Consider the following 23,895-nt stretch of genomic DNA (forward strand, 5'->3'; position numbering starts at 1 on the left):
GGATCGCCCCGGGCCCGCCGCCGGGCCGCCGTCCCGTCGCTCCGGACTCCTGGCTCAGCCGAGTCCGTTGGCCTTCAGCCAGTCCTTGGCCACCGCCGACGGGTCCTCCTTGTCGATGGCGACGCGCTTCATCAACGAGGTCAGACCCGCGGTGTCCAGCTTGGCCGACACCGCGTTGAGCGCCGCCGTCGCCGTGGCGTCCACGCCCGCCTTGTTGACCAGCGGGGTGACGTTCTGCGCACCGAAGGCGTTCTTCGGGTCGGCCAGCGGGACGAGCTTCAGCTGGACGATCTTGGGGTCCGTGGTGAAGACGTTGCCGACCTGGACGTTGTCGTCCTTGAGCGCGTTCGCGGTGGTGTCACCGGTGGGCTTCCACTCCTTGAACGTCAGGCCGTAGACGTCCTTGAACTGCTGTTCGCGGCGGGTCTTGAACTCCGGCGGGCCGCCGATGGTGAACTCGCCCGCCTTGGCGGCCAGGTCGGCGATGCTCTTGAGGTTGTACTTGTCGGCGGTCGCCTGGGTGACGCTGAGCGAGTCCTTGTCCTCGGCCGGGGAGGAGTCGAGTATCGCCAGCGCCCCGGGCAGCGCCTTGGTCAGCGCCGCGTTCACGTCCTCCTTGGTGACGGCGGTGGCCTTGGCGTCCAGGTAGGACAGCAGTGCACCGTTGTACTCGGGCAGGACGGTCAGGTTGCCGCTCTGCAGCTGCCCGTAGAGCACCTCGCGGCTGCCGATGTTGAACTTCTCCTCGACCTTCACGCCCTTGGCCTTGAGCGCCTGCGAGTAGATGGAGCCGAGCAGGACGTTCTCCGGGAAGTTCGCCGAACCGACGACCACCGTCGACCCGGAGCCGCTCCCGGACCCGCCGGTGGAACCGCTCCCGGAGGCGGTCGCGCCGGAACCGCCGCCGAGCGGGTCGCCGCCGGAGGAGCCGCAGGCGGTGGCGCCGAGGGCGAGCGCGGCGAGCGTGCCGAGGACGACGGCGCGTCGGCCTCTGTGGTGTGTCGACATGGTGACAGGTGTCCTTCCGGAAGGGTGGGAACGGGGTTCAGCGGGCCCGGCGCTGGGCGCGGATCCCGGGCGGGAGCGCGTACCGGGCGAGGAGTGCGAAGAAGGCCTGGGCGCCGACGGCGAGCAGCACCACCAGCAGCGCCCCGCCGACGGTGACGGCGTACCTGCGGGTGGCCAGCCCGTCCATCACGTAGCGGCCGAGGCCGCCCAGTCCGACGTAGGCGGCCACCGTGGCGGTGGCGATCACCTGGACGGTCGCGGTGCGCAGTCCGGCGAGCAGGGTCGGCGCCGCCGAAGGCAGGCAGACCTGCCACAGCACCTGGCGGTGGGTCAGTCCGATGCCCCGTGCGGCGTCCCGGACGTCCGGGTCGGTGCCGCGGACCCCCTCGACGGCGGCGACCAGCAGTGGCGGCGCGGCCAGCGCGACCAGCGGGACCAGGACGGCCGTGTCGCCGACCCCGGCCAGCAGGACGGCCAGCGTCACCAGTCCGAGCGTCGGCAGGGCGCGCGCGGCACCCGCGAAGGCGGTGACGACGGTGACGCCGCGCCCGGTGTAACCGATCAGCAGTCCGAGCGGGACGGCGAGCAGCGCCGCCCACAGCAGGGCCTCGCCGGAGAGCAGCAGGTGTTCGGTGACCCGGTGCGCGATCGAGTCCGGACCACTGCGGTGGTCGGGGGCGGAGAAGAAGTCGCCCAGCCAGCTCAGCCAGTTCACGAGCCCGCCCCCTTCTCCCGGACGGCCCACGGCGCGAGCAGCCGCCGGGCGCCCACCAGCAGCAGGTCGACGGCCAGGGCGAGGACGGCGATCAGCGCGATGCCGGCCACGATCGGGGTCGGGAAGGTGCGCTGGAAGCCGTCGATGAACAGGTAGCCGAGCCCGCCGCGCCCGACCAGGGCGCCCACGCTGGCCAGCGAGATGCTGGACACCGCCGCGACCCGCAGCCCGGCGATCAGGTACGGCACGGCGGCGGGCAGCTCGACGGCGGTCAGCCGGTGCCACGGCCCGTACCCCATCGCGGTCGCGGCCTGCCGGACGGGGTCCGGGACGGCGCGCAGCCCGTCCACGGTGGTCGGCAGCAGCACGGCGACGGCGTAGAAGGTGAGCGGGATCATCACGGTCGCCTGGGTGGCGAGACCGGTGTAGGGGATGAGCACCACGAACACCGCCAGCGAGGGCAGCGCGTAGACGACGTTGAAGACGGCGGCCAGCGGCTGGTACAGCCGCGGGAAGCGGGTGCACGCCAGTCCGAGCGGGACGGCCAGCAGCAGGCCGATGAGCACCGGGAGGAGCGCGATCACCGCGTGGTCGGCGAGCAGGTCGCCGAGGTAGCCGAGGTGGTCGCCGATCCAGTACCAGCGGACGATCGGTTCACCGTCCACCGTCGGCTCCGTCCGCGGCGCGGGCCGGCTCGGCGCCTTCGGCCGGTTCCGCGGTGCCCGTCGGCTCCGCAGCTCCGGCGGCCTTCGCCGCCCCGGCGGCCGCCGTGCTGCCGGGCCCTGGTGTGCCGGGGGCACCGGAAGCGCTGGGAGCGCCGAGGCCACCGGGACCGGGAGCGCTGGGGGTGCCGAGGCCACCGGGACCGGGAGCGCTGGGGGTGCCGAGGCCACCGGGAGCGCCGGGGGCCGACAGGGCGGCGAGGACGGCGTCGCGCGTCGCGGTGCCGGTGGCCCGGCCGTCCGGGTCCAGGGCGACGGCCACCCCGGCGGGGGAGAGCACGGCCGCGTCCAGGGCGGTCCGCAGGGTGTCGGTGTCCGGGCGGTACCCGGCCGCCGGGTGCAGCTCGGCGGTGACGGCGTCGCGGTCGATCCAGCCGATCGGGCGGCGCTCGTCGTCCAGCGCGAGCTCCCAGCCGCCGTGGTGCAGCCCGTCGCCCACCGGGCGGACGTCGATGGCGCTCGCCGGGCGCAGGCCGAGGCCGCGCAGTCCGCGGTCGCGGCCGAGGAAGCCGGCGACGCCCTCGTCGGCGGGGGCGGTGAGCAGGGTGTGCGGGTCGGCGAGCTGGGCGATCCGGCCCTGCTCGCGCAGGACCACCACCTGGTCGCCGAGCCGGACGGCCTCCTCGATGTCGTGGGTGACGAAGAGCACCGTCTTGTGCAGTTCGGACTGCAGGCGCAGCAGTTCCTCCTGGAGCCCGGCGCGCACGACCGGGTCGACGGCGCTGAACGGCTCGTCCATCAGCAGGACCGGCGGGTCGGCGGCCAGGGCGCGGGCGACGCCGACGCGTTGCTGCTGGCCGCCGGACAGCTGGAAGGGGTACCGCTTGCCGGTCTCGGGCGCGAGCCCGACCAGTTCGAGCAGTTCGGCGGCCCGGGCGCGGGCCTTCCTGCGGTCCCAGCCGAGCAGGTAGGGGACGGTGGCGATGTTGTCGATCACCTTGCGGTGCGGGAAGAGGCCGGCCTGCTGGATCACGTACCCGATGCCGCGGCGCAGCCCGGCGGGTTCCAGCTCGGCGACGTCCGTGCCGTCCAGCAGCACCCGGCCCGAGGTCGGTTCGACCATCCGGTTGACCATGCGCAGCAGGGTGGTCTTGCCGCACCCGGATGGTCCGACCAGGACGGTTATCCGGCCGGTCGGGACTTCCAGGTCCAGGCCCTCGACGGCGATGGTGCCGTCGGGGTGGCGCTTGCCGGCGCCCTCGAATCTGATCACGGGGAGGTTTCCTCGTCAGGGCGCCCCGGGGAGGCGGCGCCTGTTCGGTCGTTCGGTCTTTCGGTTGATGACGGTTTGTCGACAATCGGCGGCGATGTCGGTGGAGGCCGTGTCGGCCGCCACCGCGGTGACGCGTCTGTCGGACCGTCCGTGCGGGCGTTCTTCCGCCCGCGTGGCTGCCCAGCTTTGGACCGGCGGAAACTCCGATCAGCCTATGACCTGAGTCATCTCCTGTCTCTCATTTACCACCCGGCCGGCGGCACGGAGCCCGCCCGTCCGACGGGGCGGGCCCAAACCGCCCGACTACCCGGCAGCCCCGCCGCTCGAACGGGTCGGCAGCCCGGCGGCCGCCCAGCCGACGAAGCCGCCGTCCAGGTCGGTCGCCCGGTGCAGCCCCAGCTCCCGCAGCGAGGCCGCGGCCAGGCTGGAGGCGTACCCCTCCGAGCAGACCACGATCACCTCGACGTCGTAGCCCGAGGCCTCGGGGATCCGGTGACTGCCCGTCGGGTCCAGCCGCCACTCCAGGACGTTCCGCTCGATGATCAGCGTGCCGGGGATCTCGCCCTCCGCCGCCCGCTGCGCCGCCGGGCGGATGTCGACCAGCAGTGCGCCCTCCAGCTGCGACTGGTACGCCTCTCGGGCGCGCGGCCGGTGGACTCCCTCACGGGCCCGCTCCACCAGGTCGTCGATCGTGGTCACCATTGCTCCGGTCCTTCCGTCGAGGTGCGGACGAGCCCTCCGGCCCGCAGGTCGTAGTGCGCCATCGTGCCCAGCGGGGGCGAGTAGGCGTGCAGGGTGACGGCCGGGCCCGAGGCGGTGTTGCGCACGTCGTGCACGTACTCCGGACCGAACGCGCGGGCGGTTCCGGCCGGGATCCGGCGGATCAGCAGGCCCTGGTCCGGCCCGCCCAGGGACAGCTCCTCCAACTCTCCGAGGGCGACGGTGAACGCGCCGCGCGAACCGCCGTGGTCGTGGAAGCCGGTGGACTGGCCGGGCAGCCAGCTGATCAGCCACACCTCGTGGTCGTCGTCGGACAACAGGCGCTGGTACCAGCGCTCGTCCGTGGAGAGGCGGACGAGGTGGATCCACTGGTCGGGCTGCTCGGCCAGTTCGCGGACGACGGCCCGTAGCGCGCTCGGGGTGAGCGGCGCGCGGGCCTCCTCGAGGGCGGTGGCCGTGGCGGTCGCCGGGCCGGCGGTGCCGGGGGAGGCCGGGGCCCCCGTGGCGGGGGCGCCCGCGCGGACCGGCACGGTGTCGCTGCCGGTCACGGTGCCGGTCCTGGTGCCGGTGGCCCCGGTGCCGGTGTCGGGGGTGGTCGTCGGGTCGTCGGGTACGAGGTGCAGGCTCATGAGGCGTCCTCGGGTGCGGCGGGAACGTCGGCGGGTGCGCCCTGCTCCGGCGGCGACGAGGCGGGCGCGGGCCGACGGAGCGGCACGGCACGTACGGGTGCGCCGGGCGGGGCGGGGGATCAGAACTTCGGGTGCGGCTGCGCGGCACGGACCCTGGCGGACGTCACAGGGCGGGACCGGCGGTAAGGAGCAAGGTCAACAGGCACAGATGGAACTCGCCTGGCGTCGCAGATCGACGTGCAGGCGGCAAACCAGAGTGGCGCCGGAGTCCATGTGCCGGATCCTTCCCGAGCGAACCGGACGAAGTCAAGCCAGGGCAATCTCCGAGGCGGCCCGGGCAATCCGGGAGGTGGCCAGGGCAATCGTGAAGGCGGAAGGCGTGTCACCCGCCCGCCGGCGCCGTACGGCCGGCGGTCGGGTCACCCGGTGACGGTCGGGCCCCCGGCCGAGGGGCGAGCCGGCGCGGCGGGCACCGGTGGCGCCGGCTGTGCGGGCACCGACCCGGTGGTGGCCGCGCCCCCGGCGTCCGCCTCCGCCGGGGCCCGCTCACCGGCCCCGCCCTCGTGCCCGCCGAAACCCTCACCCCCGTACGCGCTCCCGTGGACGGCCCCGGCTCCGCCCGGGCACGCGGCGCCCCCGCCCCGGGCTCCGCTCCCGTGCGCGGCTGCCGCGTGCCCGGCCAGCGCCGCCTCGATCACCGGCGCGGCCCGGTCCCCGAGGTAGCGCCCCAGCGTCTGGTAGGCGTCGAACTGCCGGTGGTCGAACCACTGGTCGCTGGTGCCGTCGTTGGGGAAGGCCGGGTTGACCGCCGCGTGGGCGTGCAGCTCGTACGGCATGTCGGCGGTGAGGGCGGCGCGCAGCACGATCAGCGTGCCGTGCCGGCCGCCGCCGTCCCGGGTGCCGGCCCGGGCCGCGGTCCGTTCGTCCGCCTCGACCGGTGCTCCGCCCGGGGCCGACCGGTCGTCGAGCGGCTCGGGGTAGAGGATGTCCCCGGTGATCACCGCCCGGGCCGAGTAGCGCGCCGCGAGCGCGCCGGCCGGTGGCGGTGCGCCCGGCCCGCCGTGGCCGTCCCCGGCCTGTTCGGCGGCGCTGCCGGGGGCCAGCAGGTCCGGCCGGTGCAGGGTGATGACGACGCCGAGCTCCTCGCGGGCCAGGGTGATCGCGGCGGCGAGGCTGTCCTCGTGACCGGAGTCCCCGCTGGCGTCGACGCACACCGCCGTCCGCACCCGGTGCCGCAGCAGCTCGACCAGCCCGAGGTTCTCGTAGTGGCCGCCGTCGGTGGTGAGCAGGAAGCGGTCGTCTGCCGGGAACCGGCCGGTCAACTCCCGCAGCTGGTAGGGGAGGCGGCGTACGGCGGGCTGCGCCGGGCGGCGCCAGTCCGGGGGATCGGACCACGCCGGACCGAGCACCGCCGGATTGGGCAGCCAGGTGCCCAGCCGCGCGTTGGTGGCCGCGAAGAGCCCCTGGTAGACGCGGGACTGCCGGCCCATCGCGGAGGAGAAGGCCGCACCGGAGACCGCCATCGCCGACTGCACCGTGAGGTCCCGGGCGATGTGCCGCCGGGTGCGCCGCTCCAGCGCGTCGGTGCGCGCGTACCCGACGTCCGGGCCGCCGACGTAGTCGTGCGAGAGCGAGAAGGACACCGCCCGACGACCGGGCGGAGTGCGGGAGTTGCCGGACAGGTTGGCCGCGGCCGAGAAGATCACCTGGGGGAAGTCGGGGTGCCGGGCGGCGTAGTGGCTGAGCCACGTCTGCTCCCGGAAGAAGTCGTACGGGCGGGCCAGCACCCGGCCGCCCTCCGCCACCCGGCGCACCGCGAACGCCGAGGCGAGCCGCAGCCGGTAGAACGGGTGCAGGCTCGTCCAGGTCTGGTCGAGGTTGAGCCCGACGGCGCCGAGGACCAGCGGCAGCAGCACCTGGACGGACGCCGGCCACGCGTACCCGGTGGCGACGGCCCAGCCCAGGGCGAGCAGGGCGGCCGCGGACAGGGCCGTCAGCGCAGCCCAGACCATGACGTACTGGGGCAGGTTGGCGGTCAGTCCGCCGCCGATCCGCCCGGCGCCGCGCAGCGCCCCGCCGAGCGCGGCCGCGCCCCGGCGGATCGTCCGCCGGTCGCGCCAGAGGATGCCGAGCAGCAGCGCCAGGTAGCTGAGCACGACGGTCAGGCTGAGCCCGGCACCGGTGAGCTGCGGGCCCGCCGCGAGCGCCTGCTGGAGGCTGACCGCGCCCCAGGCCAGCCCGGGCACCGCCAGCACCCCGACGGCCAGGAGGCCGGCCAGGGCCAGCGCGGCGCGGAAGAGCCAGCGCAGTGCGCGCGGCAGCAGCGCGCTCCAGCCCAGCGGCGGGAAGGCGAGCAGCCAGAGCAGCCAGCACCCTGCCGCGGCCGCGAGCAGCCCGGCCACCGCGGCGACGGCCGGGGGCCGGAACTCCAGCGGGCCCGGTACGGCGCCGGCCCTGCGCAGACCGGCCGCCGCCAGGCCGTCCAGGTCGGTGAGCGGCACGAGGTGGTAGAAGCGGCTGAGCCCGAGGCCGACTACCAGCAGGGCGGCGAGCAGCAGGGCGAACGCCGAGATCACCCCGCGCAGCAGCGTGCCGAGCGCGACCAGCCACTCGCCGGCGCCGTCGGCGATGAACCTGCCGTGGCGGCGCAGGTGGTCCTCCTCCGGCGAGCCGGGCTCCAGCACGGTGTCGGCCGTCAGACCCGAGACGGCGTGCACCGGGCAGCCGGGAGCGGAGTCGGTGAGCGCGAGCTGCATCGCGCCGACGGTGTAGCCGCCGCCGGAGACCGAGACCAGGTAGCGGGCCCGTTTGAGCCAGGGCCGCAGCGACTGGAGCGCGCCGAGGGTGACGCAGGCCGAGCGGATCCCGCCGCCCGAGACGCAGAAGCCGAGCGGTGCGGGCTCGCGGCCCGGCGGCACCCGGGAGCCGTCGCGCCAGTGCGTGTGGTGCCCGGTCGCGGCGGGGGAGCCGGACGGCTCGGGGCCCGGAGAGTGCGCCGCGCCGTGCCGGGCGTGCGGCGGGGCGACCGGCCAGGGCGGGATCAGCAGCGGCCGGTCGGTGGCGTCGGCACCGGCGGGCGCGTCCGCGGACGCTTCGGTGGCGTTGGCGGCGTTGGTGGCTTCGGCGGCGCCCGCCTCGGCCGGCGGGCCCCGCCGGGCCCGTCGCCGCCCGATCCCGCGCAGGGCCCGGGCGGCGACCACCACCAGGACGACCGGTGCCGCCACCCCGGCGGGCAGCAGGAGCAGCCACTTGACGGTGGCGAGCGCGGTGGCGGCGGCGAAGGGGGCGTCGGAGCCCGCCCGGCCGCCGTCGAGGCCGAGGGCGAGCAGGACGTCCTCGCCGGCGTCGCAGCAGGCCGCGAGCAGTCCGGCTCCGCCGGCGGCGAGCGCGGTGAGCCGCCAGCGCGGCCGCCCGAACACGTAGCCGCCGAGCAGCGCGACGGCCGTCGAGGTCAGGCCGTACCCGGCGATGAGCCAGGCGTCGACGCGCAGCGCGGCCAGGTACTCCGCCGTCCGGCCGCCGACCACGGACTCGGCCGCCGCCCGGGAGCCGGCCAGTTGGAGGGCGACGTCCCGCACCCGGGGCGCCCGCAGTCGGAACAGCAGGACGCCCAGGGCGAGCGGCAGCAGCGCGCCGGGGGAGAGCAGCAGACCGGCCCAGGCGGGCAGGGCGGGCGGCCGCCCCGCGTGGCCGTCGCGCCGGGCCCACCGGAGCAGCCTGCCGGGGCCGCGCTCCACCGTGGCCGCCACCTTCGCCTCCCCGACTGCGTTCAACTGCCTCTTCCCCGCGCTCGATCCGCCCGGTCGATCCCCTCGCCCCGCCCGGGTGCGGCCGCGATCGGGTGCCGCCCCGCCGTGCTGCCGCTCTGCCGCCCCGCTGTGCTGCCGCCCCTGAGTCGCGCTGCGCGCCCGGAGGATAACGGTGCGCAGCCGCTTCCAGCCGCGTTTTACCCGGCCGTGGCTGATCCCGCACGTGGAGTGCCCGGTTTCGCTCGAATGAGTAAGAAGCCCGCTCCCGGGGTAGATGATCGTTTCATCCCATCCAGGGCCATCCGCGTGTCCGCACAACAGGATCGCCCCAGACGCATTGCCCCCGACGTATTGTCAGGCCACCGAGGCCCGGCCTACGGTCTACAGGTCGCTTTCTACGCACGTAGACCCCTGCGGATCCCCAGGGACCCGCAGACGAGACCCGCCCCGTCAACCCTCAGACCGCAGGCCCGACCCCACGGCCGGGCAGCGGAGTTGCGGAGGTACCCATGTCGCAGATCGTCCGTGCCGCGCTCGTCCAGACCCGCTGGACCGGCGACCAGGAGAGCATGATCGCCCTCCACGAGCGGTACGCCCGCGAGGCCGCCGCCCAGGGCGCGAAGATCATCGGCTTCCAGGAGGTCTTCAACTCCCCGTACTTCTGTCAGGTCCAGGAGCCCGAGCACTACCGCTGGGCCGAAGCCGTCCCGGACGGCCCGACCGTCCGCCGGATGCAGGACCTCGCCCGCGAACTCGGTCTGGTGATCGTCGTCCCGGTCTACGAGGAGGAACAGACCGGCGTCTACTACAACACCGCGGCCGTCATCGACGCCGACGGTAGCTACCTCGGCAAGTACCGCAAGCACCACATCCCCCAGGTCAAGGGCTTCTGGGAGAAGTACTACTTCAAGCCCGGCAACCTCGGCTGGCCCGTGTTCGACACCGCCGTCGGCCGGGTCGGCGTCTACATCTGCTACGACCGCCATTTCCCCGAGGGCTGGCGCGCCCTGGGCCTGGCCGGCGCGCAGATCGTCTACAATCCCTCCGCCACCAGCCGTGGCCTGTCCTCCTACCTCTGGCAGCTGGAGCAGCCCGCCGCCGCCGTCGCCAACGAGTACTTCGTCGCCGCCATCAACCGCGTCGGCACCGAGGAGTACGGCGACAACGACTTCTACGGCACGTCCTACTTCGTCGACCCGCGCGGCCAGTTCGTCGGCGACGTCGCCTCCGACAAGGAGGAGGAGCTCGTGGTCCGCGACCTCGACCTCGGCCTGATCGAACAGGTCCGCCAGCAGTGGCAGTTCTACCGGGACCGCCGGCCCGACGCCTACGGACCGATCTCCGAGGCGTGAGGAGCACCGCGATGACCACCCGCGACCCGCACCAGCGCACCGTCGTCCGCGGCGGCCTCGTCATCACCGCCACCGACGAACTCCACGCCGACGTCCTCGTCGAGGGCGAACGCGTCGTCGCGCTCGCCACCACCGGCAGCACCGCCGCCGGGGCCTGGACCGCCGACACCGTCATCGACGCCACCGGCCACTACGTCATCCCGGGCGGCGTCGACGCCCACACCCACATGGAACTGCCCTTCGGCGGCACCGCGGCCTCCGACACCTTCGAGACCGGCACCCGCGCCGCGGCCTGGGGCGGCACCACCACCATCGTCGACTTCGCCGTCCAGCCCGTCGGTGGCTCGCTGCGCGAGGGCCTCGACACCTGGCACGCCAAGGCCGACGGCAACTGCGCCGTCGACTACGCCTTCCACACCATCGTCTCCGACGTCAACGACGGCGTCCTCAAGGAGATGGACGCCCTCGTCGACTCCGGCGAGTCCACCTCCTTCAAGCTGTTCATGGCCTACCCCGGCGTGTTCTACAGCGACGACGGCCGGATCCTGCGCGCCATGCAGCGCGGGGCCGCCAACGGCGGGCTGATCATGATGCACGCCGAGAACGGCATCGCCATCGACGTGCTGGTCGAGCAGGCCCTCGCCGCCGGGCGCACCGCCCCCCGCTTCCACGGGGAGGTGCGCCGGGAGCTCCTGGAGGCCGAGGCCACCCACCGGGCCATCAAGCTCGCCCAGGTCGCCGGCAGCCCGCTCTACGTCGTCCACGTCTCCGCCGCCTCCGCCCTCGCCGAGCTGGCGCAGGCCCGCGACGCCGGGCTCAACGTCTTCGGCGAGACCTGCCCGCAGTACCTGTTCCTCTCCACCGACAACCTCGCCGAGGCCGGTGCGGACGGCTTCGAGGGCGCCAAGTACGTGTGCAGCACGCCGCTGCGCCCGCGCGAGCACCAGGAGGCGCTCTGGCGCGGGCTTCGCGCCAACGACCTCCAGGTGGTCTCCACCGATCACTGCCCGTTCTGCTTCGTCGGGCAGAAGGAACTCGGCCGCGGCGACTTCTCGAAGATCCCCAACGGCCTTCCCGGGGTGGAGAACCGGATGGACCTGCTCCACCAGGCCGTGGTCGACGGGCACATCACCCGCCGCCGCTGGATCGAGATCGCCTGCACCACCCCGGCCCGGATGTTCGGACTGCACCCGCGCAAGGGCACCATCGCGCCGGGGTCCGACGCCGACCTCGTCGTCTACGACCCCTCCGCCGTGCAGACCGTCTCCGCCGCCACCCACCACATGAACGTGGACTACTCGGCCTACGAGGGGCGCCGGCTCACCGGCCGCGCCCGCACGGTGCTCTCGCGCGGCACCGTGGTGCTCGACGACGGGCAGTGGCTCGGCCGGGCCGGCCACGGCACCTTCCTGCGCCGCGACACCTGCCAGTACCTGACCTGACCTGAGCCGGCCCGGCCCGGCCCGGCCCGGCCCGGCCCGAACCGGCCCGGGCCGCTGTCGGCAGCCCGCCGTCGACGGCCCGCCATCGCCCACCAGACCCCGCCGACCATCCCCCGCCGACCAGATCCCGCCGCCCGCCGGGCCCGCGCCAACGGCCCGGCCGGCGGCACCACCCTCTCCCCGGAGCCACCCATGGACATCGGCCTCGTCCTGCAGACCGACCCGCCCGCCCGCCTGCTCATCGACCGGATGATCCGCGCCGAACGGGCCGGGTTCAGCCACGGCTGGACCTTCGACTCCTGCGTGCTGTGGCAGGAACCCTTCGTCATCTACAGCCGGATCCTCGCGGAGACGGAGCGGCTGACCGTCGGCCCGATGGTCACCAACCCCTCCACCCGCACCTGGGAGGTCACCGCCTCCCTGTTCGCCACGCTCAACGACATGTACGGCAACCGCACCGTCTGCGGCATCGGCCGCGGCGACTCCGCCATGCGCGTCGCCGGGCGCCGGCCCGCCACCCTCGCCCGGCTGTCCGAGGCCATGCACGCCGTCAAGGAGCTCGCCGAGGGGCGCACCGTCGAGGTGGACGGCACCGACATGCACCTCCCCTGGGTGCGGCCCGGCGCCGAGCTCCCGATCTGGATGGGCGCCTACGGGCCGAAGGCACTCGCGCTGACCGGCCGTCAGGCCGACGGCTTCATCCTCCAGTTGGCCGATCCGTACCTCACCCAGTACATGATCAAGGCGGTCCGCTCCGCCGCCGCCGAGGCCGGCCGCGACCCGGACGCGCTCACCATCTGCGTCGCCGCCCCCGCCTACGTGACCGCGGACGACTCCCCGGAGGCCCTCGCCCACGCCCGCGAACAGTGCCGCTGGTTCGGCGGGATGGTCGGCAACCACGTCGCCGACCTGGTCACCCACTACGGCGCCCACTCCGACCTCGTCCCGGACGCCCTCACCGACTACATCAAGGGCCGCCAGGGCTACGACTACAGCCACCACGGCCGGGCCGGGAACCCGGACACCGCCTTCGTCCCGGACGGGATCGTCGACCGCTTCTGCCTCATCGGGCCGCCGCAGGCCCAACTCGCCCGGCTGGAGCAGCTCCGCTCCCTCGGCGTCGACCAGTTCGCCGTCTACGCCATGCACGACGCCGTCGAGGCCACCATCGACGCCTACGGCAGTGACGTGATCCCGCACCTCGCCCGGTCCTGACCGCCGCAACCGCGCTCGCGCAGACGGGAGTCGCCCATGGCCGAGACCGCGTTCGGCGGCGGTGGGCAGCGGCAGCACCCCGACGGCCGGGTCGAACTCGACCCGGCCGCGGGCCGGTTGCCCGCCAACGGCTTCACCAACGACGACCTGCGACCCGTCCCGGTGGAACGGCGCACCTGGACCACCTACAACTTCCTGGCGCTCTGGGTCGGCATGGCCCACAACATCCCCTCCTGGACGCTCGCCTCCGGGCTGGTCGCGCTCGGCATGGACTGGAAACAGGCCGTGCTCACCATCGCGGTCGCCAACCTCGTGGTGCTCGTTCCGATGCTGCTCAACGACAGCGTTTGTAAAGGACAAACACGGCTGGGCTTTGTCGGGACCTAAGCGCCAGGAGAGTCGCCTGCCTCCGCGGGTCGCTCGGCGACCAGCTCGAGGAGCCCGTCGATGGTCGTGGCGAGCCTGTCGATCATGAGCATCATCGAGGCCGGGGTCTCGTCAGCGAGGTCCGTCTTGCGTACTTCCTCGAGCTGCGCCTTCGCGTGGCGGAGCCGCATCTGCGTGGCTGCGGAAGTGTGTCCCGAGTCGGATGGTGGGACTGGCGTGCTCACGGCGCTCCTGCAGGTGTGGGGGGTGCTGAGTGTGTGTGTAGGTGGGGCCGAAGGGTGGGGGTCGACCGTTCGGGTGGCTAAGAGGCGGAGGAGGTCTCTCGGGCTCACGGGATTCCTGTGTCGGGGGTTTGAACGTTCGAATCTTCGGCTGCTGAGAGGGCCTGAGGCGTCTAACTTGACACGCGTACGCACTGGTCAGCTAGGTGTGTTGCCGAGTGGTTATCCAGTGTTCGACTCTCGGCGCCTCTTTGTCCCGCTGAGGGCATTTGTACCAGGTTTGGTACAGACATTTGATCTTGAACGGTGTGCCATGTCAGAGTGCCGACAGAACTGCCCGCCTGGGCTCTCGCCCAGCGCCGCGCCGTCGGCACCCGCGTCCGCGAGTTACGCGTAGTCCGCTCACTCACTCAGGAGGGGCTCGCACACGCGATCGGCGTCGACCGGAAGACCATCAACCGGGTCGAGCAAGCCACCTACGGCAGCAGCATCGACGTGTACGTGCTGATCGCGCGCGAGCTGGACTGCAGCATGGAGGAGCTGTTCCGGGGGCTCTGACGGGCCTGCAGGGCGGTCACCGGGCCACCCCTCCGGGCATCGAGCGGTACCCGGCGAGATAGCCCTGTCGCTGCCGCCACTCGCTGGCGCCCGACTCGGTGGAGAACCGGCGCACCTCGCCGTCGTCATCGCGGACCAGCTCTCCCGTCTGGGTGTCCCGGACCGCCCAGTGGGACACACCCCGGGGGCTGGGCGGGAGCTGCTCGACGGTGTACCGGGCGAGCGTCCGCTGTGCGCGGGTGAGGCCGTCGCCCCGCTGGATCCGGACCGTCGTCGTGCCGGCCGCGCCGAGGTCGAGGGGGAGCTCCACAGCGCCCCGCTCGTCCAGCAGCTGCTCAACCGCCAGCGTGCTGCCGCTCCCCAGCAGGCGGTGCATGTAGCGGCCCTGGTAGTCGACCATCGGCAGGTCACGGACGGCCTGCCAGACCAGGGTGAGGGCGGCCGTGAAGGGCGCCGTTGCCGGCTCCAGGTAGCCGTCCACCGCCACCCTGAGATCGCCGGGGTTGGTCTCCACGTCGTCGTCTCCTCGAAGACAGTCGGGGTGCCCCACGACGGCCCAGCCGTACAGGATGCGGCCAGGGGCGCTGGGTGTGTAGGCGTGACCCGCCGGCGCCAGCTCGCCGTCCTGGCCGCCGCATCGGATGCAAGCGAGGCCGTGCAGCTGGGCGCTGGTCAGCGGTGCCGGGGTCGTCACGCTTAGATGGTCGGCCGAACTGCCGGGACGTCATACCGCGTTTCAGGGACGTTTGGGACGTTTCTGCGGTACACCTTGATTCGTCCCAACCGTGAGAGGCGAGTCCGTGAACAGTCCCCTCCATGCGGCGATGGTCCGTGCCAACATGACCGAGTCCAAGCTCGCCGAGACGTGCGGAGTCGACCCCAAAACGGTCAGTCGGTGGATCGCCAAACCTGAGCGCGAGCCCCATGCCCGGCACCGTGCGGCGGCGAGCCGGGCCCTCGGCGAGGAGGAGACCGTGCTCTGGCCCTCAGTACGGCAACTGGTGAAGAGCGGCCCGGACCGGGAGCTTGTGCAGATGTACCCGTACCGGTCCGCGGCGCCGGCGACGCTGTGGCGGCAGCTGATAAGGGGTGCCACTAGCGAACTGACATTCGCCGGGTACACCAACTACTTCCTGTGGCTGGAGCACGCCCGTTTCGGCGACCTGCTCCGGCAGAAGGCCGCGGCAGGCGTCAGAATCCGGTTCGTCCTCGGCGACCCCGCGAGCCCTGTCACGCGACAGCGGGAGTCCGAGGAAGACGTGCCGCTCACGCTCTCCACCCGGATCGAAGTGACGCTCTCTGAGCTGGCCAAGTTGCGGGACACCAGCATCGAGACGCGCTACGAGACCGGGCACGTGTCGCTCAGCGCCTTCCGCTTCGACGACGACATGATCGTCACCCCGTTGCTGCCCGGTAGGATCGGCCACGACGCCCCGATGATGCACCTCCGCAGGTGCCAGGACGACGGCGTGTTCGATCGGTTCGCCGGCCACATCGAAGACCTGTGGGCCAAGGGGCGCGACGTGTGGACGATCCCGACAGCAGAGGTGGCAGTCGATGCCCAGGCGTGACTACGAGGACGACCCGAACGCCCCCAAGGCAAACTCGCTGGTTCCGGCTGCGAGCGTCGTCGTGGTCGACGACGCTGGGCGCGTCCTCCTACAGCGTCGCACCGACAACGGCATGTGGGCCCTGCCGGGCGGGAAAATGGACCTGGGCGAATCCCTCGCCGGGTGCGGCATTCGCGAGACCCGCGAGGAGACCGGACTCGACATCGAGATCACCGGCATCGTGGGGACCTACACCAATCCGGGCCACGTCTTCGCCTACGACGACGGCGAGGTTCGCCAAGAGTTCAGCATCTGCCTGCTCGGCCGGCCGATCGGCGGAAAGCTCCAGACCTCTGACGAGTCCTTCGAGGTCGCCTGGTTCACCCCCGCCGAGACGGATGAGCTGCCGATGGTGCCGAGCATCCGCAAGCGCCTGGTCGACTGGCGGTCTGGTGCGATCCCGGTGGTGCGCTGACCGGCGGGTAGGTCCCGAGCCGGTCACAGACTCGTCACACCGCCCACACCAGGCCATTCCCGTCGATACGGTCCCCCCACCACCCGCACCACGCCCCCAGGGGGGACCATGCGCCGCACCACTCTCAGCCTCCTCGCCTGCAGCCTCCTCGCCGCGACCGCCGCCTGCTCCAGCAGCACCACGAGCGGCCCGGCCGCAGCCACGACGCCACCCGCTGCAGGCGCAACGGGCGCCCCGGCCGCACCCGCGAGCCCCAAGGCAGCCGCACCGGCTAACGCCCCGGACGCGGCCACCGTCGCTGCCAAGATCAAGAAGGCAATCCCGAGCATCAAGACCACCAAGAACATCACAGCCGACGACGACCCGAACAAGCTGCTCGGCCGGCCGCACCAGTACACGAGCGCAACCGTCCTCGTCGACAGCCGCATCGACAGCAGCACAGGCAGCGTCGACCGCGGCGCCGTCATCGAGGTCTTCGCCACCGCCGACGACGCCAAGGCGCGCTTCGCCTACATTGACGCGATCGGCAAGGCCCAACCGCTCTTCGCCGAACAGGACTTCCTTCACGGAGCTGTGCTCGTGCGCGTCGCCAAGGCGCTCACCCCCGCGCAGGCCGCGGAGTACGACAAGGCTGCTGGCTGAGGGTGCGGCGAACGCCCCGCCCGGGCTCGCGGGCTCGGGTTCTGACTGCGGCCTGACGCGCGAACGACGAAGACGCCCCGCCCTCCCTAAGGAGAGCGGGGCTTCTACACGTCGAGGCCCTGCAGGTACGGGCGAACATCCTCCGGGATGGGCTGCGGGGCAGGTGGCGGTTCGAGACCGCTGGCCCGGATGAAGCCGACCATCGACCGCACCCATCCCGCGAGGTAACGGATGGTGTACTCCTGGCCTGCGAGGCGGGCGCGCTGCTGGACGCTCTCCAGCTCCTGGTCGTCGAGGCGCGCTCCGAGGCGTTCGAGTTCCTTCTCCATGCGGGCGGTGACGACGCGGAAGTCGTCGCGGCGCTCGGCCGCAGCGCTGCGCCGGCCGGCTCGGGCGGTGTAGACCGTGCCGGCGAGGGTTACGGCGCTGACCCCGAGTGCGGAGACGGCGGCCCAGGATTCTGCGCTCATGGGCGCCTCCGGTCGTGCGGGGGCTCGGGCCATTCGGCGGCGATCGCGGCGACGCCGCAGAACGCGCCCCAGACGACCGCGCTGGCCCATCCGCGGGGGTTGTCGTACAGCCACCAGGAAGCCAGGCTCCCTAACGACCATGGGGCGACGACGAGGTAGATGGCGGGGTAGCCGGGCCAGTCTCGGCCTTGGGGCCGCCAGGCGCAGACCATGGCGAGCGCGCCGGCGGCGACCCAGGCCCACGCCCAGGCGTGAAGCGGCATGAGGTCGAGGAGAAGACGGATGCCGCGGGTGTCCTGGGGTGGTTGGACGAGCAGCGAGTAGCCGTAGAGGGAGGCCATGAGACCTTTGAGGGAGAGGACGGCGCCGCGGCGGCCCAGCCGCTGTGCAGCGCGGTGGGCCGCCGCCTTCATCACGGCTCCAGGGTGGGGACGGGGGTCAGGGTGGGGGTGTTCGCCTGGGCGGGGACGGGGGCGGTCACCTGGGTGCGGGTCCACATGGCCACGGCGGCGGCGACGAGGGACATGATGACGGCTTGCTGGTCGGCGCTCCAGTTCAGGCCGTAGCCCACTGCCAGGGCGATGACGGCCTGGACGGCGCCGATGAGGGCTGCGCTGACGCCGTCGTGGGCGGCGATGGCGACGGCGAGGCCGACGAGGGCGGCTGCGGCGGCGTTGATCACTGCCTGTTGGTCGTTGGTGACGTGGAGGCCGAACGCGGCGAGGGTCTTGACGAGGACTGCGATGAAGCCGAGCCAGAGGGCGGGTTCGCGGCCGAACAGCTTGGTCATGGTCAGTTGCCCTTCGGGGTGGTGTTGACGGTGAGGGTGATGCCGCCGGCGAACCGCTGGGCGATCACGTCCGGAGCGGCGTCGACCTTCGCCGGGAGCCCGGTGAGTCCGGTCGTGCCGAGCTTGTAGTCGAGGACCGCGCCCGCGTTCGACTGGCTGCACTGGCGGTACCAGTCGAGCAGCCACTTCAGGTTGTCGTCGGCGCCCGCGGGGGCCTCGCCGGCAAGGCCCTGCGCGAGCAGGTAGACCGTGCGCCTGGCAGATGCCTCGGCGATGCGGTTGATCTCGTCGTCGGTCAGGGCCATGGTGTCCTCCGGTGTTGTTGGTCTGGGCGCGCCAGCCTGGACCCACGCATAGAGGGGGCCGCCGGGGCAGTCAGTGGAGTAGCCGTCCCGGTGCCCGCGGATCTCGGGGCCAGCCGGGCCGTGCTGCTGGCAGTGCTCGATGGCGTCACGCAGGCCCTGCAGCTGCTCGGGCGCCGGAACGGTCGACCCGGACGAGCCGACCAGCCCGCACACCGCGTAGTGGGCCTCGTTCAGCGGCACGTCCCCGTTCGCACTGTTGCGACGGGTCAGACCGCGGCCCTCGAACACGAACCCGTGCTCGCAGACGACGAATGAGTAGCCGATGTCGGACCAGCCGTTGCCGTCCATGTGGGAGGCCTGGAGCTTGCGGACGTACGCGGGGCAGGTGTCGTGGGTGCCGAACGAGTAGGCCTCGCCCAGGTAGTGGACCTTGACCCCTGCGCGTGGTCCGGCGTACGGGATCGAGCCGTTGGGCTCCCGCCACGGTCGGGCGCCCCACTGGTCGCGGGTGACCAGCTGCAGGCCAGGCCACGAGGCCGCCGGCGACGCAACGGGCGCCGGGCTGGGCGCGCCAGCACCGGCCCAGGCCCGCAGGTCGTCGATCGTGCCGTTGTACACGTCGCTGTCGAGCGGGCTGTCGCTGTACTGGTGGAAGCGCCAAGGGGCCTGGATCCGCGGCGAACCCGCGGTGACGTAGTCGGCGATCCACAGGAAGTCGCCGGCGGTGTCGTCCGTACGGCGCCACCAGTCGACGCTCGTATACAGCCCCACCCGGCTGTTCGGATAGCGCTGCTTGACCGCCGACAGCCAGGCGTTCTTCGCCGCCGTGGCCTGGGAATCCGTGACCGGCTGGCCGTACGGCTCGAAGTCCAGCACGAGCAACTCGCCGGCCGGGACATCGCCGACCACCTGGCAGAAGTGGGCAATCTCGCCCTGCACCGGGTTCTCCGCGTGCAGAAAGTGGTAATGGCCGACGACCAAACCGCGGGCCCGGGCGTCGGCCACCTTGGCCGCGTACCCCTTCTGGTTGGTCCGGGCGCCCTCGCTGGCCTTGATGAAGACGAACTCGGCGTCCGCCGGTATCGAGAGCTGGTAGTCGGAGACGTCGTAGCCGCGTGCGAGTGCCATGAGGCCTCCTCTCAGAGGTGTCGGGCGGCGAGCCAGGCCCGGGTGGCCGCGGCGAACACGGCGTCCGGATCAGCGGGCGCCGGGACGGGCGCCGGCTGCGGTGCCGGCGCGGCGGTGAGCACGGGCACCGTGACGTCGCCGGACTGGGACAGCAGGTACTGCAGGTCGGCGGCGGTCAGGTAGCCGCGGCCGCCCACACCCCACCCGGCGCCCCAGGAGTTGGTGAGCCAGAACCGATCCGCGCCGGCATCCCAGCCGGTGAGCTCGATCTCGTGGCCGCCCGCCACCGGGCTGTGCGGGTCGACGGGGATCCGGCCGTCAGCAGCCGGGTTGAACATGCTGTTGAGCCACGGGATTCCGAGGAGGGCGGGCCCGGTCTGCAGCGCGGACCGCACCGCCCCGAGTGTGAAAGCGTGGGTGTACGACGTCGCGAGGCCGAGAGCGGTCAAGGCCTTGGCGACTCCGAGGCCCGAAGAACCGGTGTCGGTGGGCGGATAGTCGCCCGGGATGCCGTCGAGGGCGGTGGCGAGGCTGTACAGACTGACCGCGAAGGCCTCGTCGAGCTGGTGTTCGCCGGCCTGGAACCGGCCGCGCGATGCAGTAGCCCCGCTCGGGCTGATCACCACGGTCGCCGCGGCAGTTCGGCTGGCGGAGTCCGTTCCGAGCACGCCAGTGCCAGCATTGCCGGTACAGGATCCCACGTTGCCCTGATCGAGCACCGGGATCCGACGCGTCCAGGAGGTCGACACCAGCGCAGACCTGGGCATGACGCCGTGGGCGTAGGCGGCGGATCGCGGATCGTGGTCGACATGGCGGCCGAGGACAGGGCGAGCGGGAGGGTTGGGCATGAGGGCTCCAGGGTGCGAAGGCGGGCGCGAGGTGGTTAGGCGACGGGCGTGGCCCAGCCGGGCGGCAAGTCCGGCGGATCGGGGGTAGGCGACGAGGGAGTCAGCGGCTCCGGCGTGCAGTCGCAGGCCGGCAGGGTCGCGGGACTGGGGGCGGTGCACGTGCTCGCGTGGACGAGGGCCGCCGCGTCGAGGCTGATCGCGTGATCGAGGCAGCCGAAGACAGCCTCGGTGTGGTCGGGGGCGGTCCGCCGGCGCCACTGAACGGCGGGCGCCTGCGGGCAGCCAGTGAGGCCGCAGGCGACGGCGGCGGAGGGAGTGGTCATGAGTGCTTCCAGATAGCGGTCATGCCGGTGGCGTTCGGATTGGTGGCCAGTGCGCCACCGGAGGTCTGGTATGCGAAGCCCTCCACGTAGTCGCCGACGGCGAGCTGGACGATGGCGGTGCATTGGAGGGCCGCGGCGATGTCGGTTCGGCTGTCGTCGGTTCCGTCGTACCCGAGCTTGATTACGGTGCCGTTCTTGTGGATCTCCAGAGCGCGGGACCCGGAAGCGTTGGCGACGAAGCCGAGCGAGCAGGTGACCTGGTACCAGCCTGCGGCCCCAGTCTGCACCGTGTAGCGGGAGTTGTTGACGGTGTTGGAGTGTCCGCCGTAGGTGTCGACGATGGTGGTGTCGATCGCGATGGCAGTCACGGAGCCGTTGGCGATGGATTGGGCCGCGGACTGGTAGCCGCTGAAGAGCGGGAGGTTGAGGAGGAAGTAGAGGCCGTTGTAGACGTTGGCGTTCCACAGGGCGGCGGTGATGTAGTTCCCGGGTGCGATGCTTGCCGGCGTCGGTACGGGAAGTCCCGGCATGGCGGCACCCCTTCAGTAGGCGAATGCGGTGGAGTCGAACTTGGCGCTGCCGTCCCAGGTGGTTGCGTCCGTGACGCCGGACGGCAGCGGCTCGCACACCGTCTCCCCCAGCGCATGGGAATTGAGGAGGCTGGCGGTCAGGGTGATGACGACCGTGGACCAGCCAGTGGTGGTCGCGGCGACCGACTGGACGGTGACGGTCTCCTGGCTTCCGGCGCCGAGGCCGAGGATGAGTTGCTGGCCCTGGCCGATCTGTGCAGCGGCCGGGTTGACGGTGTCTGCTCCTGCGTTGATGGTGATGGTCCCTGCGCCAGCGGAGGCTGAGGCGGCGAGCGTCGTGTGGAACGAGGCGAACAGCGCGTAGGGCGTCAGGTCGGCGGGCGAGCACTGAAGGTCGACGACGGCGTCGCCGTCGTCACCGAGCACCCAGTCGATCGCCTCGACGAAGCACTCGACCTGGGAGGCCGGCGCGGGGGAAGGCGGCCTGCGCATGACTCTGATACGGGTACCGAGTTCGAGGCTCAGGCATGTGGCCCACGCCGCGGGGTTGGCACTCGGGTGTAGGCGGAGCCGGGAGATACGCGGCGCTGGTGCCTTGTAGCGGCTTATCAGGTAGTTCGCGGCGTCTTGGCATTCCTGTGCCGAGGATGCGTTGATGGTGCGGGAGAGGGTGCGTGGGAAGTATTTGCTCTGGGATGTGGTGTCGGTGGCGCTGAACTCCTGCCCGGTTGACGTCTGGGTGATCTTGACGATGTTCGCCAGACGGGTCGGGTCGTGCTCTAGCGCACACTCCTCATAGGGGACTTCCCCGAGGTCGGCCCGTTCGCCGAGCACAGCGGCAGGTGTGAGCGCGTTGTAGCGCGCCGAGCGGGCCCTGAACGTCAAGATGCCTGCCCGGTCCACATAGTGGGCGCCGGATTCCGTGTCGACGACAGCCTGCAGAGCGCTGAGTGCATCCTGGCCGCCAACGGCCGCCGGACCCATGGAGGTGGTAAGGCCGGCCTGGATGGAGGTGGTGCCGGTGTAGCCGGCCCAGCCGAGAATTCGGGCGTACCGAGCGTTGCTGGAATCGCCAGAGAAGGAGTTCTTCCAGGCGTTGTAGAGGGCGGTAAGGCTGCTCTGGGAGGCTGGGTCGATGAACCCAGGGAACTCGACTGCGAAGGCGATGTCCCCCTGGTAGTTGAGCCAGGTCGCGTTTCCTGCCGCCCCGTCGACGTAGTTGCCGACGCTGTCATAGACAAGGCCGGTGGGCGTGATGCTGGTGGGCTGGGAGAAGTAGTAGGAGGCGGTGGCGCCGTCCTGACTGGCGAGCGCAGTGTTGGACGCCTGGTCGTATCCGAAGATCAACAGATGCCAGTTTCCATCCACGACGTTTGTCGCGCCGCCGAAGTAGCCGTTGAGGCCCGTTCCACCGGGACCGTTGATGATGAGGCCGGGCAAGCCGGTGGAGCTGACGTGGACGATGATCTGGGACCCGGACGGGCCATTGGTGCGCTGGCTGTCCGCCGAGTGCCAGATCGCTGCAGAGAACCCGGCTGCGGGCATCGGCCCCGTGTACCGGAATGCGATCATGCGTGTCCAAGACAGCGGATTCGCCGGCCCGGCGATTCCTGCGCCGTTCAGGCTGATGAACGTGGCCGGGCTGTAGGCGCCGGTTCCCGGGGTGGAGTTGGCGATGCTCACCACGGTTCCGGTTGACCCGATGTAGGTCCCCCCGGGTGACGTCGAGGTGATCTGGCTGCCTGCGGTCAGCGAACCCGCGCCGAACTTGCTGATGGCGACTGGCGCGGGAGGAAAAGCGCCAACGGAGTCCGTGAAGGACTGCGAGCCCTGAGGATCGGACAGCCTGAAAACGAACCGCGGGCTGCGCTTGAAGATCTCCTCGGTCAGTGGCTCGCGCAGCACTCGCTGCGACAGCAAGCTGAACTGATCCACCGAAGTGGTCTCTACCCGGCCGTAGGTGCCGTTGGCGGTCCAGGTCTGGGGGTATCTCTCGATGAACCCGCCGAAGACCGGATAGACCGTGCCTGGCTGCACCCAGGTCGATGCGCTCGCGGCCTTCTCCAGCTGCCAGCCGTCGACCTGGAGGCTGGCCGACACCGTAAGCGTTGCCTGCAGTTGGACCCCGTAGACCATGCCGTACACACTCGCCGGTGCGGTGGCGGTCACAGTGACACGGGTCCAGGACGCGGTGGGTGAACCGACGAGGGATACGGTGCCACCCGCGGTGTAGGTGACGGTGCCGGCGGAACCGACCCAGCCGATGACGGGACGGACCTGCAGGGTGGTGCTGCCCGAGGTGATGTTGCGGACCTGCATCTGCATCGTGTAGGTCGTGCCGGGTTCGGCTGCGACCTGACTGCTCCAGCAGGGCAGTTGGCCTACCGTGGCGTTGAAGGTCACACCGAACTGCAGAGTTCGAGTCCCCTGCCAGGCGGTGCCGCTGGTGACAATCTGGCCGGTGGTCGGGTCCGTGTCCGTGAACACCGCGATGTCGGATGCGAATGCGGCGTTGGCCTGAAGGAATCCGGTCGGGTATCCGCCGGCGTCACCCCCGGTGGCCTGCACGGGAGTCAGAAGGTTGACGGTCGGTGGCCACTGTGCCCGGATCCGTAGCGGCTGGTAGGGGGTAACGCTGCCGGCCCAAGGGCCGGCAGCGTTGCCCGGGTCGAAGGCTCCGTCCCGGTTGGCCAGGGCGACGGTGGCCTCGCCGGTCCGGATCTGGTCAAGCTCGAACTGTCTGCCTCGACGGATGCCCGCGCGATTGCGCGTGCGCGTGGAGATCTCCACGAACCGGGATTGCGGCACCCCTCCCTTATTGGCCCCCCAGAAGGGCCCCCATGAGTACTCCACCGCTGGCCAGTTCTGGTTGACGGCCATCGGTTGCCCTCCAGGGTCTGCGG

The 23,895-nt window shown here is 71.9% G+C and carries 23 protein-coding genes and 1 pseudogene; 8 read left to right on the top strand and 16 right to left on the bottom strand.

From position 1 onward, the window contains the following. Positions 1-54: 54 nt before the first annotated feature. From ACFYUY_RS01165 to ACFYUY_RS01200, 8 genes are all read right to left on the bottom strand, one after another. Positions 55-1,008, bottom strand: coding sequence for an ABC transporter substrate-binding protein (locus ACFYUY_RS01165; protein WP_387896891.1), 954 nt, complete (start codon positions 1,006-1,008; stop codon positions 55-57). Between the two features lie 37 nt (positions 1,009-1,045). Next, complete coding sequence (locus ACFYUY_RS01170; RefSeq protein WP_360205297.1) at positions 1,046-1,723, bottom strand: ABC transporter permease; 678 nt, start codon at positions 1,721-1,723, stop codon at positions 1,046-1,048. Continuing rightward, a complete protein-coding gene (locus ACFYUY_RS01175) occupies positions 1,720-2,388 on the bottom strand; it encodes an ABC transporter permease (protein ID WP_387896893.1) in 669 nt (222 codons plus the stop codon). Before ACFYUY_RS01175 ends, ACFYUY_RS01170 begins: the two co-directional genes overlap by 4 nt. Then, positions 2,378-3,658: an ATP-binding cassette domain-containing protein gene (locus ACFYUY_RS01180; protein WP_387896895.1), complete on the bottom strand. Its 1,281-nt coding sequence runs from the start codon at positions 3,656-3,658 to the stop codon at positions 2,378-2,380. The genes ACFYUY_RS01175 and ACFYUY_RS01180 overlap by 11 nt, the downstream gene beginning before the upstream one ends. Before the next feature lie 303 nt (positions 3,659-3,961). Then, a complete protein-coding gene (locus tag ACFYUY_RS01185) occupies positions 3,962-4,360 on the bottom strand; it encodes a rhodanese-like domain-containing protein (protein WP_360205304.1) in 399 nt (132 codons plus the stop codon). Next, the gene (locus ACFYUY_RS01190) at positions 4,354-5,007 is read right to left on the bottom strand and encodes a cysteine dioxygenase (RefSeq protein ID WP_387896897.1); all 654 of its coding nucleotides are present in this window, start codon (positions 5,005-5,007) and stop codon (positions 4,354-4,356) included. Before ACFYUY_RS01190 ends, ACFYUY_RS01185 begins: the two co-directional genes overlap by 7 nt. A 195-nt stretch (positions 5,008-5,202) precedes the next feature. After that, the gene (locus tag ACFYUY_RS01195; RefSeq protein WP_107086570.1) at positions 5,203-5,280 is read right to left on the bottom strand and encodes a putative leader peptide; all 78 of its coding nucleotides are present in this window, start codon (positions 5,278-5,280) and stop codon (positions 5,203-5,205) included. A 146-nt stretch (positions 5,281-5,426) separates the two neighbouring features. Continuing rightward, positions 5,427-8,780: a hypothetical protein gene (locus tag ACFYUY_RS01200; RefSeq protein WP_387896899.1), complete on the bottom strand. Its 3,354-nt coding sequence runs from the start codon at positions 8,778-8,780 to the stop codon at positions 5,427-5,429. 485 nt (positions 8,781-9,265) lie between these two features. Between ACFYUY_RS01200 and ACFYUY_RS01205 the strand changes: the two genes are divergently transcribed. The 5 genes and pseudogenes from ACFYUY_RS01205 to ACFYUY_RS01225 all read left to right on the top strand — a co-directional run bounded on the left by ACFYUY_RS01205 (position 9,266) and on the right by ACFYUY_RS01225 (position 13,931). Next, positions 9,266-10,108 carry a nitrilase-related carbon-nitrogen hydrolase gene (locus ACFYUY_RS01205; RefSeq protein WP_360205310.1) on the top strand — a complete coding sequence of 281 codons (843 nt, stop codon included), beginning with the start codon at positions 9,266-9,268 and terminating at the stop codon, positions 10,106-10,108. Positions 10,109-10,119: 11 nt separating this feature from the next. Then, positions 10,120-11,550 carry a dihydropyrimidinase gene (hydA, locus tag ACFYUY_RS01210; protein WP_360205313.1) on the top strand — a complete coding sequence of 477 codons (1,431 nt, stop codon included), beginning with the start codon at positions 10,120-10,122 and terminating at the stop codon, positions 11,548-11,550. A 192-nt stretch (positions 11,551-11,742) separates the two neighbouring features. Beyond that, positions 11,743-12,765: a TIGR03842 family LLM class F420-dependent oxidoreductase gene (locus tag ACFYUY_RS01215; RefSeq protein ID WP_387896902.1), complete on the top strand. Its 1,023-nt coding sequence runs from the start codon at positions 11,743-11,745 to the stop codon at positions 12,763-12,765. Between the two features lie 36 nt (positions 12,766-12,801). Then, positions 12,802-13,101, top strand: a pseudogene (locus ACFYUY_RS01220) (cytosine permease); the annotation flags it as partial. Positions 13,102-13,694: 593 nt separating this feature from the next. Then, a complete protein-coding gene (locus ACFYUY_RS01225; RefSeq protein WP_387896904.1) occupies positions 13,695-13,931 on the top strand; it encodes a helix-turn-helix transcriptional regulator in 237 nt (78 codons plus the stop codon). 16 nt (positions 13,932-13,947) lie between these two features. Here the strand turns inward: ACFYUY_RS01225 and ACFYUY_RS01230 are convergent, their stop codons facing one another. Then, positions 13,948-14,625, bottom strand: coding sequence for a hypothetical protein (locus tag ACFYUY_RS01230; protein ID WP_387896905.1), 678 nt, complete (start codon positions 14,623-14,625; stop codon positions 13,948-13,950). Positions 14,626-14,770: 145 nt separating this feature from the next. Between ACFYUY_RS01230 and ACFYUY_RS01235 the strand changes: the two genes are divergently transcribed. The 3 genes from ACFYUY_RS01235 to ACFYUY_RS01245 all read left to right on the top strand — a co-directional run bounded on the left by ACFYUY_RS01235 (position 14,771) and on the right by ACFYUY_RS01245 (position 16,598). Further along, entirely contained in the window at positions 14,771-15,502 is a 732-nt protein-coding gene (locus ACFYUY_RS01235; RefSeq protein WP_387896906.1) for an XRE family transcriptional regulator, read from the top strand. Beyond that, positions 15,489-15,956 (top strand): NUDIX hydrolase, encoded by a 468-nt coding sequence (locus ACFYUY_RS01240; protein ID WP_387896907.1) that lies wholly within the window; start codon positions 15,489-15,491, stop codon positions 15,954-15,956. Before ACFYUY_RS01235 ends, ACFYUY_RS01240 begins: the two co-directional genes overlap by 14 nt. 108 nt (positions 15,957-16,064) lie before the next feature. Continuing rightward, complete coding sequence (locus tag ACFYUY_RS01245; RefSeq protein WP_387896909.1) at positions 16,065-16,598, top strand: hypothetical protein; 534 nt, start codon at positions 16,065-16,067, stop codon at positions 16,596-16,598. A 104-nt stretch (positions 16,599-16,702) separates the two neighbouring features. Here the strand turns inward: ACFYUY_RS01245 and ACFYUY_RS01250 are convergent, their stop codons facing one another. The 7 genes from ACFYUY_RS01250 to ACFYUY_RS01280 form a co-directional block, all read right to left on the bottom strand. Further along, positions 16,703-17,068 carry a hypothetical protein gene (locus ACFYUY_RS01250; RefSeq protein WP_387896911.1) on the bottom strand — a complete coding sequence of 122 codons (366 nt, stop codon included), beginning with the start codon at positions 17,066-17,068 and terminating at the stop codon, positions 16,703-16,705. Then, positions 17,065-17,484, bottom strand: coding sequence for a hypothetical protein (locus ACFYUY_RS01255; protein ID WP_387896913.1), 420 nt, complete (start codon positions 17,482-17,484; stop codon positions 17,065-17,067). The genes ACFYUY_RS01250 and ACFYUY_RS01255 overlap by 4 nt, the downstream gene beginning before the upstream one ends. Continuing rightward, positions 17,481-17,858 (bottom strand): hypothetical protein, encoded by a 378-nt coding sequence (locus ACFYUY_RS01260; RefSeq protein ID WP_387896915.1) that lies wholly within the window; start codon positions 17,856-17,858, stop codon positions 17,481-17,483. Before ACFYUY_RS01260 ends, ACFYUY_RS01255 begins: the two co-directional genes overlap by 4 nt. A 2-nt stretch (positions 17,859-17,860) precedes the next feature. After that, positions 17,861-19,291: a GH25 family lysozyme gene (locus ACFYUY_RS01265; protein WP_387896916.1), complete on the bottom strand. Its 1,431-nt coding sequence runs from the start codon at positions 19,289-19,291 to the stop codon at positions 17,861-17,863. An 11-nt stretch (positions 19,292-19,302) separates the two neighbouring features. Next, positions 19,303-19,959, bottom strand: coding sequence for a hypothetical protein (locus ACFYUY_RS01270; protein WP_387896918.1), 657 nt, complete (start codon positions 19,957-19,959; stop codon positions 19,303-19,305). Between the two features lie 499 nt (positions 19,960-20,458). Beyond that, a complete protein-coding gene (locus ACFYUY_RS01275; protein ID WP_387896920.1) occupies positions 20,459-20,992 on the bottom strand; it encodes a hypothetical protein in 534 nt (177 codons plus the stop codon). A gap of 12 nt (positions 20,993-21,004) precedes the next feature. Then, complete coding sequence (locus ACFYUY_RS01280; protein WP_387896922.1) at positions 21,005-23,872, bottom strand: hypothetical protein; 2,868 nt, start codon at positions 23,870-23,872, stop codon at positions 21,005-21,007. Positions 23,873-23,895 lie beyond the last annotated feature (23 nt).

Source organism: Kitasatospora sp. NPDC004745, from assembly GCF_042873275.1.
Lineage (GTDB): Bacteria > Actinomycetota > Actinomycetes > Streptomycetales > Streptomycetaceae > Kitasatospora.